Below are 14,466 nucleotides of genomic sequence, written 5' to 3'. Positions count from 1 at the left end.
CCGCTTGTTCTACATGTTCGGTACTGAATTGAGCTGAAAATGCACTTGTAGGCTGTAATTGCGTTTGGGTTAGGTACTTTGTTGTATGTTGATGAACAACACTGTCTTGCCTGTAGACATGTTGCTGGCTTGTTGCTTTTTCACTGCTACTACTGAGTGTATTAAATTCGCTGCTATCAATGGTAAAAGCTTGGCTAAGTGCAGGTAGCATGCTTGCAGCAAGAAAAAGACATCGAAACAACTCGTTTGACTCCTAGTAGGTTTGCTTAAAAAGTGAGCGCATTTTAGGGGGCATTGGTGGTTTTGTAGAATATTGTTTTGTTATCGAAAAGATGAAAATCGTGCCATGAGGTTATACCTGCTTTGTTTTGGTTTGTATGGGGGTATTTCTTAGAACTTAAGTGCAGTTTATGATCGATTCATTTTTATTGATTGCATGATGGATGTTGCTTTAGAGCTGTTTTACTGTCGCTTCAGAAGGCTCATCGGGTATGGGGCAAATGTGCTAATATGCGCGCCTACCAATATCTTGTTTGAGTATTCCTTTGTCTTCCTTTTCTGATTTCCCTTTACGCCCTGAATTACAAGTAAACCTTGCAAGCTTGGGGTTTAAATCGCCAACAGCAGTACAGCAGTTGACCTTGGAGCCAGCCCTTGCCGGACGTGATCTGATTGCTCGGGCAAAAACGGGATCGGGCAAGACCCTTGCTTTCGGTTTAGGGCTGTTAAATAAATTAGATGTGAAGCGCTTTCGTGTGCAGGCCTTGGTGCTTTGTCCTACACGAGAATTGGCGGACCAAGTTGCCAATGAGTTACGTAAATTGGCAAGGCAACTACCTAACGTCAAGATTCTAACTTTATGTGGTGGTCAGCCAATGGGGCCACAAATAGGCTCTTTAGAGCATGGCGCTCATATTATTGTTGGCACACCTGGGCGTATTGATGACCATGTACGTAAAGGCCGTTTGGCTTTAAATAATGTTGAGACCTTAGTCCTAGATGAAGCTGATCGCATGCTCGATATGGGCTTTCGCGATGTGCTTGATGAGCTTATTTCGCTTACGCCTCAGTCGCGACAATCGCTGTTATTTAGTGCGACCTATCCGGATGGCGTTGCTGATATTGCTAAGCGTTATTTAAGTAATATGCTTAGCTTGGAAGTCGAAAGTGAGTCTAATAACACGAATATTGAGCAGCGCTTTTATCAGATCTCACACGGATCAGATCGCTTTGATGCTGTTATGCGTTTGTTACATGAGTTGCGCCCGAGTAGCGCTATTTTATTTTGTCACACTAAAAAAGAAGTGGCAGAGTGCGCGGAGCTGTTATGTGAACAGGATGTGGAAGCTCTTCCTTTACAAGGAGACATGGATCAACGCGATAGGGATAGAACCTTAATTCGTTTTGCTAATCACAGTGCGACGATTTTAGTCGCGACAGATGTTGCGGCACGCGGTTTGGATATCGACAACGTTGACCTTGTGATTAACTACCAGTTAAGTCGTGACGCTGAAGTTCATGTTCATCGAGTGGGTCGTACCGGCCGCGGTGAAGAAAAAGGGGTGGCGTGTACGATTTTTACTGAGCGTGAGCAATACAAACTTGAAGAGTTAAATCGTATTCGCGGTCAAGAAGCCGAGATGTGGGAGCTGCCACATGTTTCTGTATTGGACGAACCTTTAGCTAAGCCAAGCATGCATACCTTGCAGTTGGATGGTGGTAAAAAACAAAAGATTCGTCCCGGTGATATTGTTGGAGCTCTGTGTGGCGATAAGACATTGAGTGTTGATGATTTGGGTAAGATAAAAATCGAACCGATGAGTTCCTTTGTGGCCGTTAAGCGTAAGCAAGCAAAAAAAGCGCTTGAGCGTTTGAAGAATGGCAAGATAAAAGGCCGCCAACTTAAAGCACGGCTTTTACGCCGTTAATAGTTACGTAGGAAGCCCTTGTGCCGGAAGCTCTGCTTGTTCTCTCTAATGCCGTTTCTCTGTCTCTTGATGAGATAGAGCTCAATGGTATTCGCGCTCAGGGAGCGGGAGGGCAAAACGTAAATAAAGTGAGTTCAGCCATTCACTTGCGCTTTGATGTTCGTGCCTCGTCTTTACCGGAATTTTATAAAGAACGTTTACTGGCATTAAGCGATAAGCGCTTAAGTAGTGATGGTGTGCTAGTTATTAAAGCTCAGCAATATCGCACCCGAGAGAAAAATCGTCTTGACGCGTTAGAGCGTTTGCAAAGCTTAATTCGTGATGCGGTCAAGCAGCAGAAATCCAGAAGGGCGACAAGGCCGACACGCTCTTCTCAGCGCAAGCGTGTTGATAATAAAACGGCTAAGGGGAAAAAGAAGGCTTTACGCGCCAAACCCAGTTATTAAGTACTTTAGCGTGACATAGAGCGCTTAACAGCGTTGACCTCAGGATTCTCGCCTATATATACTCAGCCTCGGCTAGAAAGTTTGGCTTATCTCTTTTGTTTCGACCTGCCGCCCTTTTACCTAATCAGTTGAGCGTAGGAAGTACTAAGCAGTAAACCACTTTTTGCATAGGGCCTGCATAGGATCTGCCTAGGAAAGGCTAAGTTTATTTTTTTGTTTTATAGGAAATGATTATGTCAGAGAAAGTGACTGGTACCGTTAAATGGTTCAACGATAGTAAAGGTTTTGGTTTTATTGAGCAGCAAGGTGGCGAAGATGTTTTTGCTCACTTTAGTGCTATTCAAGGTGACGGTTTCCGTACCTTGGCCGAAGGTCAAAAAGTTGAATTTAAAGTGACGACAGGTCAGAAAGGTCTGCAAGCAGAAGAGATTGTTGCTATATAAATCAGCACTACTCCGAGCTTAACTAAAAACGCCTGCATAAGCAGGCGTTTTTGTTTCTACAACTAACTAGCTAAGCTTGTGGCAAAGCTCTAATAGGTGAGGGTTATAAGGGCGAGTCATATTCTCAAGAGCATCGATAATATCGTGATGTACAAGTTTGTTTGCTTGAGTACCGATACAGCGCCCACCGTGACCTTGGATTAATAGCTTAACTGCATAAGCTCCCATGCGGCTGGCAAGTAAACGGTCGAAGGCTCCGGGTGCGCCTCCTCGTTGAATGTGGCCAAGAATCGTGCCGCGAGTTTCAAGGTTGGTGATCTTCTCTATCTTTTTAGCTAATTCATTAACGTCGCAGATCTTTTCGGTCACACAGACAATAGCGTGATTCTTTTTGCCTTCCTGTACGTGAGCTCGTAAATCTTCAAGCAAAGTCTCTTCGTTGTATTCAACCTCGGGAACAATTGCAAACTCAGCGCCAGAACAAACAGATGCCGCAATGGTTAAGTCGCCACAGTAACGGCCCATAATTTCAACTACTGAGATACGCTTATGAGAGCTGGATGTGTCACGCAAGCGGTCAATGGCATCAAGTACGGTGTTGAGCGCTGTAAAAAAGCCAATAGTGTAGTCGGTGCCGGCGACATCATTATCGATAGTGCCTGGAATGCCTATGCAAGGGAACCCCATTTCTGTGAGTTTTTTGGCCCCCATATAAGAGCCGTCACCACCTACAACCACAAGTGCTTCAATGCCGTGTTTTTGTAAGTTTTTTATCGCGTCTTTACGAATGGCTTCCTCTTTAAATTCAGGGAAGCGGGCGGAGCCTAAAAAAGTACCACCGCGGTTTAAGGTGTCGGCGACAGAGCGGCGGTTAAGTGTTTCGATTTCATCATGATAAAGGCCGTAATAGCCGTTATAGATACCCGCAACCTCAATGTCATGATGGATAGCGGTGCGCACGACGGCGCGCACGGCTGCGTTCATGCCAGGCGCATCGCCACCACTTGTGAGAACACCGATTTTTTTGATCATCATCGCTTCCTAATTTGTCGAAAATTCACTGAAATTGTCTGTGAGTATGGCCGTAAATGGGCCGCTTTTCGCAGCATCATAATGTGTTTATCTGCCAGCAAGAATAGCTGATAAACATAAATAAGAAATGACAGTGGAAAAGTAGTAATTCGAGCACAAATTTTAACAGAAATTTGGTGCTGGGCGTGGAGATTTATCTGATTTGAAACAAAGAGGAGGGGGGCTTTTCGCCCCCTGCCTCTCCAAAAGGGAGAGGGGGGCGCTTCCATTGACCGTCACTGGCCTTACGAGTCGTCCGTGAATACTTCCGTGTGTTCGTCCTTGATTGCTTCCATAAATGCTTCCTAGCTGGTCGTCCTAACCAATTAAGTCTGCGTCCTGCAATCCATGAACACATTATGGTCGAGAACATTCAAAAGTTCCTCCGAAGCTGACACCGCAGTGTGTAAGCCAAACGACTTTTGTTTTGTGAGATATATCCTACAAAATAAAGGTTATGGTTAGAGACTATGGCACTTATTTAGAAATTTAATGAGCCTGCCATAAAAGAGGGTGTATGATTAGCCCGCTCTATCAAAGTGTCTTTACTCATTGTTAGTCTTGAGTGTTTAGTGAGCGTTTTGATGGCAGAAAGAACACATAACTGCGAGTAAGTTTCTATACTCGCAGCTACCCCAAAATTTAAACTTGTATGGAGATAACCATGGCGGTATTAGTTGGAAAACCAGCACCGGATTTTACTGCACCTGCAGTACTTGCTAGCGGCGAAATCGTAGACGCTTTTAACTTGGCAGAAACCATTAAAGGTAAGAAGGCTGTTGTTTTCTTCTACCCGTTAGACTTCACCTTTGTTTGTCCTTCTGAGCTATTGGCTTTTGATCACCGCGTTGCTGAGTTTGAAAAGCGTGGTGTACAGGTTATTGGTGTAAGTATTGATTCTCACTTTACTCACAATGCATGGCGTAATACTGCTATCGAAGATGGTGGTATCGGTGCGGTTAAATACCCTCTAGTTGCCGACATCACTCACTCAATCTGTCAGGCATACGATGTTGAGTCTGAAGGTGGTGTTGCTTTCCGTGGTTCATTCTTAATCGACGAAGACGGTCTTGTACGTCATCAGGTTGTTAATGATCTTCCTCTTGGTCGTAATGTTGATGAAATGTTACGTATGGTAGATGCGTTAGCTTTCCATCAGGAGCACGGTGAAGTTTGTCCTGCTGGTTGGAGTGACGGTGATAAAGGTATGGACGCAAGCCCTGAAGGTGTTGCTGCTTACCTTAAAGAGAATGCCGATAAGCTGTAATTGCTTTTCAGCTCACTCTTTCGAAGACGCCGGCTATATGCCGGCGTTTTTCTTGGCAAAACATTATCACTCGTTTTGTTTCCCCTCATATTTTGTTGCTTTTTTATGTGCCATAGCTCCGTTTAGGTGTAATTGCAGTGTCATGCTCCATGCTTTTAGCCGGTTTGTCGTTGTAGAGTGACAGAAAGTCTGTGGTTTTTTTGTACAATCTAAGTATATAAATAGAGCTTGTGCAAGCGATGACCTTGCTCGCAGGGCTCACAGCCAGATAATTATAATTTATGGTGGGGGGCTCTTAATGATGGCTTACTATAAGCGTATAAGTGTTTTTTACGTTCTTGCTTTTTGTGTCTCTGCTTGTAGTGGCGGGGCAGGTTCAGCATCGCAGCCAACGCCTAGTGCGAGTCCTGTAGCTTCTCCTAGCTCGGTGCCATCTCCAAGTAGCCTTCCAACTGTTCTTCCTTCACCAGTGCCATCAGTGCCGCCAACACCTGAAGCTTCAGCTTCTCCAGAGCCTTATTTTCCGAAACCCTTAAGTATCCCTTCGAACCGAGATTTCTCTAAATCTGCGGTTTGGTATACCTATCCAAGCAATCAAAACCTAGCGGGTTATGGTGATTTTGGAGCTAATGGCGCATTCTGGGGGCACCCACCAAATACTAATTTTTATGATGATGCGACCATTAATAACTGGGTTGCCTACGTGCAGTCAGTTCGTGATTCGGGGCTGGATTATGTTGCTCGTGGTGAGTTTGATTGGGCTTGGAAGTGGTTTATCGAATACGAGAGTGAGCCTGCCGATGATTGGGTTCGCACCTTAGATGGTGAACTTGTTTCTTGGCATTTTGGTTCCGATGAGCCTTTGTATTATATGGGGCAGCCATCTGGTTGGGTGAGTAACCACAGCCCAGTTTTTGTTGATTGGTTAAAGTCCCAGGTCGATCAAATTTTAAAGTCGAATGCATCTTATATTATGTTTGATTCACAAACGTCTTCGACGCGTTCTACGGATTTAAATCAATTTGGCGGTGACTTTTCTACCCACGCGATGACGGCATTTCGCGAGTATATGCATGAGCGCTACAGCATCGAGCAGCTAAGTGCTTTAGGTATTGATGATATAAGCACGTTTAATTATCGCGATTTTTTAATCTCTGAGGGCTACACCCATAGTTCGTATTCGGCTGCTGCCAATCTAATCAGCGGTGGGGTGCCCTTATTTGATGATTTTATTTACTTTAATCGCCAAGTTTTAAATCAAAAAATGGCTGAGGTTTTTCGCTATATTCGCACTATTGATGCAGATATAGCTATTGGTGCAACAACTGCTGTAACTGAAGCCCGTGGTTATATTTTTGATGAAAACCTTACCTTTCTGGCTGGGGAGCACGCTGTTGGTGCTAGTACCTTTGCCTCCGAAATACCTATTAATATTATCTCTCACTTAAAAGCGGCTGAGGCGGTCGATAAAACGCTGGTCTATTTTACTTATCCTTGGGAATTTCAAAATTTACGAGAGCGTAATGCACCCCAGGCGGCACGGGGTTGGATCGCACAGTCTTATGCCATGGGGGCAATATTTTCTATTCCCGCAGCGGTATGGGTTGGGGGGGATGGTACATGGAATATTCCAGCAGATAATTACCGCGATATTTATCGTTTTGTAAGTGATAAACCTGATTTGTTTGATGCTTATATAGACTATACAAAAGTGGCTTTAGTATCGCCGATGATGGCCTACCTAGATTCAACTTGGATTGATGGTAGCTCGACAATGCATAGAAGTATTCGCTACTTGTTAGAGCGTAACTTGAATTTTTCTTTATTGCTTTTTGGTGATGAAGGGCGCCCTTTAGTACCGAGGTCTGAAGAGTTTGAGCGTTACGATACGATTGTTGTCGATGCTGACCTGAGCTACTTAAATGCTGAGCAAAACGCTTTGTTATCTGAGCACAGCGATAAAATTTTAGATTTACATGATCCTGACGATCAGGCAGCCATAGAGGCTCTCAGAGCTGAAAACATATCCGTGAGTATTGCCAATGCCCCTGCAGATAATATCGTTAGTGCGTTGTCGCGTGTTCATAAGAGTAACAGTGGTGCGCCTTATATCATTCACCTATTAAATCGCCCAGTGAATGCTACGGATGGCACAACACCGGTTTTAAGCAATGTCCGTGTTTCTATTCCGCAAAACTATTTTTCTGAGGATATTCGCTCTATTACCTTGCATGCCTTGAACGGCGCTGGCTTAGAGCTGCCTCTATCGGTTAATGCTGATGGTGACTATCTGTTTATTGTTCCTAATCTTGGCGTCTGGGCCATTCTTGAGCTTGAACATTAAGCTCCCGTGTTAAAACAGTGTGTTCTTAATCAGTTCTGTGAATGATAGAAGAACTGCTAAGCAGGCTTTTTTCTGCATCTTTGCCATACTTTGATAAATAGCTCTACTTTCATATGTTTATGGCTGATTTTTATAGCGGCAAGGACGCTAAACTGGTTACTACGCTTCTTAATGCTTCTCCAGTAGGAATGTTGCTGGTCGATAGCTCTATGCATATTGCTTTTAGTAATCAGCGTATTCATGACATGCTTGGTTGGTCGAAAACAGAGCTTCAGGGGCAAAGTATTTTACTTATGATTCCGCCTCGTTTTCATGAGCGTCACCAAGGCTATGAACAAGCTTATTTGTCTAAGCCTTCTGCTAAGGGCATGCAGTTTGATCGTGATGTACTTGCCTGTGCGAAAGATGGAACTGAGCATCCTGTAGAAATCAGTTTATATCCCATTGAGCTTGAGGCCGGTTCCTATACCTTGTTGGGGGTTTTAGATGTCAGCGACAAGCTGCGTATCGAAGCGGTAGAGGCGCTGAATGAGCGGCTTAGTGAAAGTGCGAGTCGGGATGCATTAACTGAGCTACCTAATAGGCGGGCTATCTTGCAAAGCTTGACCCGGGCAATTGCTGAGTTGCGCAGAGACAGTGAAACCTTAACAGTCGCTTTTTTAGATTTAGATGGATTTAAAGCGGTAAATGATGAGCTTGGGCATGCTGCCGGTGATCAGGTGCTTAAGGCGGTAGCTAAAGCCCTGACGGCTAGGATTAGGCGAACAGATCTTGTTGGGCGTCTTGGTGGAGATGAATTTTTATTGGTCTTGCACAATGTCCAGGGGGAAGTGGATGTTCGCCAGCTTGGGGGTAAACTGATTGCCGATATTGAAGCCATAGATAAATGGTGTGAGCATTCAATACACATCAGTGCAAGTATTGGAGCGGTGAGCTTTGGCCCAGCAGTAGGTTTAAATGCTGATCAGGTCGTGCAGATTGCCGACGAACTTATGTACGATGCGAAACGAAAAGGGCGCTCAAGGCTGGAGTACCTGTTTTATTCTGGTGAAAGCCAGCCCTGTTGATATTCTGTTGCTACGCGTCTTTCTACTCTTCTAAAGGCCAGCCACCGAGTGTTTTCCACTTGTTGACGATATGGCAGAACAGGTCAGCTGTCTTTTCTGCATCGTAAGCCGCACTGTGAGCGCTTTTGTTGGAAAACTCGATACCGGCACTTTCACAAGCTTTAGCCAGTACTGTTTGGCCAAAGGCTAAACCCGAAAGGGTTGCCGTATCAAAACAAGAAAAAGGGTGGAAGGGGTTGCGCTTGATTTTGTTTCTATCTGCGGCGGTATGCAAAAAGCCTAAGTCGAAGTGGGCGTTATGGCCAACTAAGACGGCGCGATTACAGTCTTGTTGTTTGACTTCGTCACGAACGGCGCGAAACACCTCTTTGAGGGCGATGTCTTCATCTACGGCGTCTCTACCGGCACAGTCTAAATCAATACCGGTGAAGTCGAGCGCGCTTTGTTCGATATTAGCGCCATCGAATGGCTCAATATGAAAGGCGATGGTGTCGCCTCGCTGCAGCATACCACGACTATCCATGCGAACTAATACGGCTGCAACTTCAAGTAAGGCATCGGTATCTTTGTTAAAGCCGCCGGTTTCAACATCAATAATGACAGGCAAAAACTTGCGGAAGCGGCTGGCTAGATCACAGTCGCTACTGTCGTTAGGCAAGAAGGAAACTTCATCCGTGTCATTCAGCATTAGGCGTCCACCAGCTTCCAGTTGAGCGTTTCACCCGCACACAGGGGGCGAATGCATTCGTCTAAATAAGGGAACTCTTCAGGTACTTGCCATTCTTGGCGTTCGAGCACAACTTTATGTGTATTGCGTGGCAATTGATAAAAGTCAGGGCCATAAAATGATGTAAAGGCTTCAAATTTATCGAGCGCATCGGCTTGTTCAAAGGCCGTGGCATACAGCTCTAGAGCGCTAAACGCAGTATAGGAACCTGCGCAGCCACATACGTTTTCTTTCTTAGAGCGTGCATGAGGGGCACTGTCTGTACCAAGGAAGAATTTTGCTGAGCCACTGGTTGCTGCATCTATTAGCGCTTGCTGATGCTTACCTGCTTTAAGAATGGGTAAACAGTAATAGTGAGGGCGTATGCCACCGGCAAGCATGTGATTGCGGTTGTAGAGCAGGTGATGGGCGGTGATGGTCGCGGCAACGTTATTACTTGCTGAGCGAACAAAGGCGGCGGCATCGGCGGTGGTGATATGTTCAAACACCACTTTTAGCTCTGGAAAGCGTGCGACAAGAGGGGCCAGTTTTTGTTCGATAAACTGCGCTTCACGATCAAAGATATCAACGTGGCTTTCAGTGACTTCACCGTGTACAAGCAGTTTCATGCCGACTTTCTGCATGGCTTCGAGGGCAGGGTAGATGTTTTCAATCGCGGTCACACCGCTGTCGCTGTTTGTGGTTGCGCCAGCTGGGTACAGTTTACAGGCGACAACACCGGCAGCGGCAGCCGCTTCAATATCTGCAGCGCTGGTATTGTTGGTGAGATAAAGCACCATTAAAGGCTCAAAAAGGCTACCTTTAGGCAGCTCTGCAAGAATACGCTGTTTATAAGCTAGAGCCTGCTCCGCATTACATACTGGAGGTACAAGGTTGGGCATAATAATCGCCCGAGCAAAACTACGCGCTGCATGAGGCGCGGTAAGCTTCAGTGAATCACCGTCGCGAAGGTGAATGTGCCAGTCATCGGGGGCAATGATCTCTAGTCGATCTAAGGTTGTATTCATAAAGCGTATATTTTTGGAAGGCTTTTAAATTAAATTCTGCGGCGCATGCTAACGAATTTTCATGGCTTTTGCACTGCTAATGCTCTGATTGGCTGAGGAATAAAGGGCTCAAGCTTATCGCTTTACTGCCGAGAACTATAAAAGGCTTTGTCTTATTGTTTGGGTGCGGGTGTTTGCATGTCTAAGTTAATGCTGTTTTTAATAGTCGTGGCAAGTGCTTTGTTGGCCGCTTCCTCTCAGGCTCTTAGTTATTCGAATGGCATTAATGACAGCAGTTGGCATTTGCATGGTTCGGTACAATCGTGCCGGCTCGAGCACAACATTCCTTTTTATGGTCAGGCTGTTTTTCGCACCCGAGCGGGTGAAAACTCGGCCTTTTATTTACGCTCTTCTTCTGCGCGAATGAAAACCGGTGAGGCCCAGCTCTATGCTGTGAGTCCTGTTTGGAAACCAAGCTATGTTGAGCAGCCCTTGGCAACGGTGGCGGTGAATAAAGGTCGCAGGCCTCTGTGGCTGGATACCAGTTTGGCAGAGCGGCTATTGCGTAATCTTTATCAGGGTAATGAAATAGAAGTGCGAGGCTCAACCTGGTTTGATCTGCAAGCTCAACCGGCAAGGCTGGCTTTGAGCACGATTGGTTTTCAGGAACAGTACCGTGACTACCTTCGTTGTGTGACGGCCTTATTGCCACGTAATTTTGATCAGCTACAGCGAACATCCTTACTTTTCCCAGGCGGCGAACTCGATGAACTTCCCAGAGCCTTAACCATGAAACTCGATCAAATTCTTACGTTGGTGAAACACGATAGCAAGGTTCGCTATTTTTATATTGATGGTCATGCCGATAGCGAAGGGGATAGGGACGATAATTTAGAGCTATCTAAAAAGCGGGCGGAATTAGTTGCCCAATACCTACAACGCAGAGGTGTTCCTGAAGATTGGATTACCTTGCGTTGGCATGGAGAGCGTTACCCCGTAGCCAGTAATGGCAGCGCAGCAGGCCGAGCAAAAAATCGTAGAGTCACGGTGAGGCTAGAGCGAGTTAAAAAAATTGATGTGCTGCCTCTAGCGGATGCATCAAATAAATAAAGCGTTCTATTCGTTTGTTTATTGAGCGACTTTGCTAGTTAATGGAAGCTCGCTTGGGCTTTTAAAAAGCGATAAGCCGCTCGCTTCAGTTTATCCCTACTTCAGCAGTGGTTTAAGCGCGATAAAATCGCTATAATCCGCGCCCCATAAGCCTTTGTATATTCTTTGAACATGTGGAGTAGAGATGTCCTCTTCCGTTAAAAAAGTCGTGCTCGCCTATTCGGGCGGCCTAGACACCTCGGTCATCGTAAAGTGGCTACAGGAAACTTATCAGTGTGAGGTTGTTACCTTTACCGCTGATATCGGCCAAGGTGAAGAAGTAGAACCTGCTCGTGCGAAAGCCGAAGCTCTAGGTGTAAAAGAAATCTATATTGATGATCTACGTGAAGAGTTCGTTCGTGATTTCGTTTTTCCTATGTTCCGTTCTAATGCGATATATGAAGGCGAGTACCTACTAGGTACTTCTATTGCGCGTCCTTTAATTGCTAAGCGCCTTATTGAAATTGCCAATGAAACCGGCGCTGATGCCATCAGCCACGGTGCGACTGGTAAAGGTAATGATCAAGTTCGTTTTGAACTTGGTGCTTATGCCCTTAAGCCTGGCATTCAAGTGATTGCTCCATGGCGCGAATGGGATCTGACTTCTCGTGAGACCTTAATGGCTTACTGTGAAGAGCATAAGATCCCAGTAGACTTTGCCAATGCCAAGAAGAAGTCTCCGTATTCAATGGATGCGAACTTATTACATATCAGCTACGAAGGTGACTTGTTGGAAGATCCTTGGGCTGAAGCTGAAGATGATATGTGGCGCTGGTCAGTATCGCCTGAAGAGGCGCCAGATAAAGCCGAATACTTAGAGCTTCGCTTTAAAAATGGTGATCCTGTTGCCATTGATGGCGAAGAGATGAGCCCAGCAACGCTCTTAGAGACCTTAAACAAGCGTGGCGGTGCTCACGGTGTTGGTCGTTTAGATATCGTTGAAAACCGTTATGTAGGTATGAAGAGCCGTGGTTGTTATGAAACACCTGGCGGCACGATTCTGATGAAAGCGCATCGTGCGATCGAGAGCCTAACCTTAGATCGTGAAGCTGCTCATCTGAAAGACAGCATCATGCCTAAATATGCTGAATTAGTTTATAACGGCTATTGGTGGAGCCCTGAGCGTGAGATGCTTCAAGCGCTTATTGATGAAAGCCAAAAAGTTGTAAACGGCGATGTGCGCCTTAAGCTGTATAAAGGTGCTGTTAGCTGTGTAGGTCGTCGCTCTGAAGACAGCCTATTTGATGAAAAAATTGCTACCTTTGAAGATGATGCGGGTGCTTACGATCAAAAAGATGCTGAAGGCTTTATTAAGCTAAATTCTTTACGATTGCGTATTGCTTCAGAAAAGGGTCGTAACCCGCTCGAGAGTTAATCGGGTAGGAACACTTCGCAGTGAAATGCGCAGGCTCCAGTTTTTTGATGTAGATCAAAAGACTGGAGCCGTTCGTTTTTCTGCTGATGGGAAAACGGCATACTTCATTATCCCAGTCTTTTCTTTTTTTTGGACTGGATAATAGGTTTGCTTTGCTTACTTTGGCCGCTATGCGGTTATAACAATTATTAATTAAACAAACGTGGGAAGTTGATATGACGAGTGACGCATCTGCTGCTCAAACTGAAGTCACATACAACTACGATGTGGTACGTCAATTTACTGTTATGACAGTAGTTTGGGGTATCGTAGGCATGGCAGTCGGCGTACTGCTAGCTGCGCAGTTGTACTGGCCTGAGCTCAATGACATCCTCCAACCTTATACGCATTTTGGTCGCTTGCGTCCTTTGCATACTAATGCGGTTATTTTTGCTTTTGGTGGCTGTGCTTTATTTGCTACCTCGTATTACGTGGTGCAACGTACATGTCAGGCTCGCCTCTGGGGTGGATTCTTAATTCCATTTACCTTTTGGGGGTGGCAACTCATCATTGTACTTGCTGCTATTACGCTTCCTCTTGGTTATACCTCAGCCAAAGAGTACGCGGAGCTAGAATGGCCAATCGATATTTTGATTACCCTAGTCTGGGTGGCCTATGCCATATGCTTCTTTGGCACCATTGTTAAGCGTAAAACGTCTCATATCTATGTAGCGAATTGGTTCTTTGGTGCCTTTATTGTCACCGTAGCCGTTCTTCACGTTGTTAATAGCATGGCCGTACCTGTGAGTGCCATGAAGTCTTACTCTATGTACAGCGGTGCGATGGATGCGATGATTCAGTGGTGGTATGGCCATAATGCGGTAGGTTTCTTCCTGACGGCGGGTTTCTTAGGCATCATGTATTACTTTGTTCCTAAGCAAGCTGAACGCCCGGTTTACTCTTATCAGTTATCCATTGTTCACTTCTGGGCTTTGATTTCTATCTACGTTTGGGCCGGTGCTCACCACTTGCACTACAGTGCACTTCCAGATTGGGCGCAAACCCTTGGTATGGTGATGAGCTTGATTCTATTGGCTCCTAGTTGGGGTGGTATGATCAACGGTGTGCTTACCTTAAGTGGCGCATGGCACAAATTGCGTACGGATCCTACTTTACGTTTCTTAGTGGTGAGTCTGAGCTTCTACGGCATGTCGACCTTCGAAGGTCCAATGATGTCGATCAAAACTGTAAACGCCTTATCTCACAACACCGACTGGACCATCGGTCACGTACACTCAGGTGCTTTAGGTTGGGTTGCGATGATTTCAATCGGCGCCTGTTATCACCTGATACCTCACTTGTTTAACCGTAAGTCTATGTGGTCAGTACCTTTAGTTAATGTGCACTTCTGGTTAGCGACTATTGGTACCGTATTGTATATCGCCTCTATGTGGGTAAATGGTTTACTTCAAGGTCTAATGTGGCGCGCATTCAACTCCGATGGCTCTTTGACCTACAGTTTTGTAGAGGCCTTAGAAGCGAGCTACCCAGGTTACTTTGTACGTTTCCTTGGTGGTGTGTTCTTCTTGTCGGGTATGTTTTTGATGGCGTACAACTTATACCGTACTGCCGAAGATGAAGACAACGCGGTTGTGCCTGCTGGCACAGCAAAAGCGGCATAAAT

13 protein-coding genes (1 of these 13 cut by a window edge) are annotated in these 14,466 nt (G+C 45.5%); 9 read left to right on the top strand and 4 right to left on the bottom strand.

All coding sequences use genetic code 11. The features are described from left to right. Positions 1-241: the beginning of a hypothetical protein gene (locus AB1S55_RS15605; RefSeq protein WP_370979107.1), read on the bottom strand. It extends 746 nt beyond the left edge of the window; only the first 241 of its 987 coding nucleotides appear in the window; the start codon lies at positions 239-241; its stop codon lies beyond the left edge, outside the window. A 304-nt stretch (positions 242-545) separates the two neighbouring features. Here AB1S55_RS15605 and dbpA point away from each other — a divergent pair, with 304 nt between their 5' ends. The 3 genes from dbpA to AB1S55_RS15590 all read left to right on the top strand — a co-directional run bounded on the left by dbpA (position 546) and on the right by AB1S55_RS15590 (position 2,817). Next, positions 546-1,928, top strand: a complete 1,383-nt coding sequence (gene dbpA / locus AB1S55_RS15600; RefSeq protein ID WP_370979106.1) for an ATP-dependent RNA helicase DbpA — start codon at positions 546-548, stop codon at positions 1,926-1,928. A gap of 32 nt (positions 1,929-1,960) precedes the next feature. Then, entirely contained in the window at positions 1,961-2,374 is a 414-nt protein-coding gene (gene arfB, locus AB1S55_RS15595; RefSeq protein WP_370981609.1) for an alternative ribosome rescue aminoacyl-tRNA hydrolase ArfB, read from the top strand. 233 nt (positions 2,375-2,607) lie between these two features. Continuing rightward, positions 2,608-2,817, top strand: coding sequence for a cold-shock protein (locus AB1S55_RS15590; RefSeq protein ID WP_370979105.1), 210 nt, complete (start codon positions 2,608-2,610; stop codon positions 2,815-2,817). A 66-nt stretch (positions 2,818-2,883) separates the two neighbouring features. Here the strand turns inward: AB1S55_RS15590 and pfkA are convergent, their stop codons facing one another. Further along, positions 2,884-3,852, bottom strand: a complete 969-nt coding sequence (gene pfkA, locus AB1S55_RS15585) for a 6-phosphofructokinase (protein WP_370979104.1) — start codon at positions 3,850-3,852, stop codon at positions 2,884-2,886. 700 nt (positions 3,853-4,552) lie between these two features. On the opposite strand from pfkA, the gene AB1S55_RS15580 reads away from it, so the two are divergent. From AB1S55_RS15580 to AB1S55_RS15570, 3 genes are all read left to right on the top strand, one after another. After that, positions 4,553-5,155 carry a peroxiredoxin gene (locus AB1S55_RS15580; protein ID WP_370979103.1) on the top strand — a complete coding sequence of 201 codons (603 nt, stop codon included), beginning with the start codon at positions 4,553-4,555 and terminating at the stop codon, positions 5,153-5,155. Positions 5,156-5,453: 298 nt separating this feature from the next. Further along, complete coding sequence (locus tag AB1S55_RS15575) at positions 5,454-7,499, top strand: hypothetical protein (RefSeq protein WP_370979102.1); 2,046 nt, start codon at positions 5,454-5,456, stop codon at positions 7,497-7,499. Between the two features lie 113 nt (positions 7,500-7,612). Further along, positions 7,613-8,566 (top strand): diguanylate cyclase domain-containing protein, encoded by a 954-nt coding sequence (locus tag AB1S55_RS15570; RefSeq protein WP_370979101.1) that lies wholly within the window; start codon positions 7,613-7,615, stop codon positions 8,564-8,566. Between the two features lie 22 nt (positions 8,567-8,588). Here AB1S55_RS15570 and rnt read toward each other — a convergent pair whose 3' ends face one another. Next, on the bottom strand, positions 8,589-9,254 hold the full coding sequence (gene rnt / locus AB1S55_RS15565; RefSeq protein ID WP_370979100.1) for a ribonuclease T: 666 nt from the start codon (positions 9,252-9,254) through the stop codon (positions 8,589-8,591). After that, complete coding sequence (gene pyrC, locus AB1S55_RS15560; RefSeq protein ID WP_370979099.1) at positions 9,254-10,300, bottom strand: dihydroorotase; 1,047 nt, start codon at positions 10,298-10,300, stop codon at positions 9,254-9,256. Before pyrC ends, rnt begins: the two co-directional genes overlap by 1 nt. A 177-nt stretch (positions 10,301-10,477) precedes the next feature. Between pyrC and AB1S55_RS15555 the strand changes: the two genes are divergently transcribed. From AB1S55_RS15555 to ccoN, 3 genes are all read left to right on the top strand, one after another. Then, a complete protein-coding gene (locus tag AB1S55_RS15555; RefSeq protein ID WP_370979098.1) occupies positions 10,478-11,389 on the top strand; it encodes an OmpA family protein in 912 nt (303 codons plus the stop codon). 184 nt (positions 11,390-11,573) lie between these two features. Beyond that, the gene (locus AB1S55_RS15550) at positions 11,574-12,803 is read left to right on the top strand and encodes an argininosuccinate synthase (RefSeq protein ID WP_370979097.1); all 1,230 of its coding nucleotides are present in this window, start codon (positions 11,574-11,576) and stop codon (positions 12,801-12,803) included. A 215-nt stretch (positions 12,804-13,018) separates the two neighbouring features. Further along, complete coding sequence (gene ccoN, locus AB1S55_RS15545) at positions 13,019-14,464, top strand: cytochrome-c oxidase, cbb3-type subunit I (RefSeq protein WP_370979096.1); 1,446 nt, start codon at positions 13,019-13,021, stop codon at positions 14,462-14,464. Positions 14,465-14,466 lie beyond the last annotated feature (2 nt).

The sequence above is a fragment of the Agaribacterium sp. ZY112 genome (assembly GCF_041346925.1).
Lineage (GTDB): Bacteria > Pseudomonadota > Gammaproteobacteria > Pseudomonadales > Cellvibrionaceae > Agaribacterium.
The sequence above is the reverse complement of the archived record's forward strand: the minus strand, read 5'-3'. Positions and strand labels throughout refer to the sequence as shown.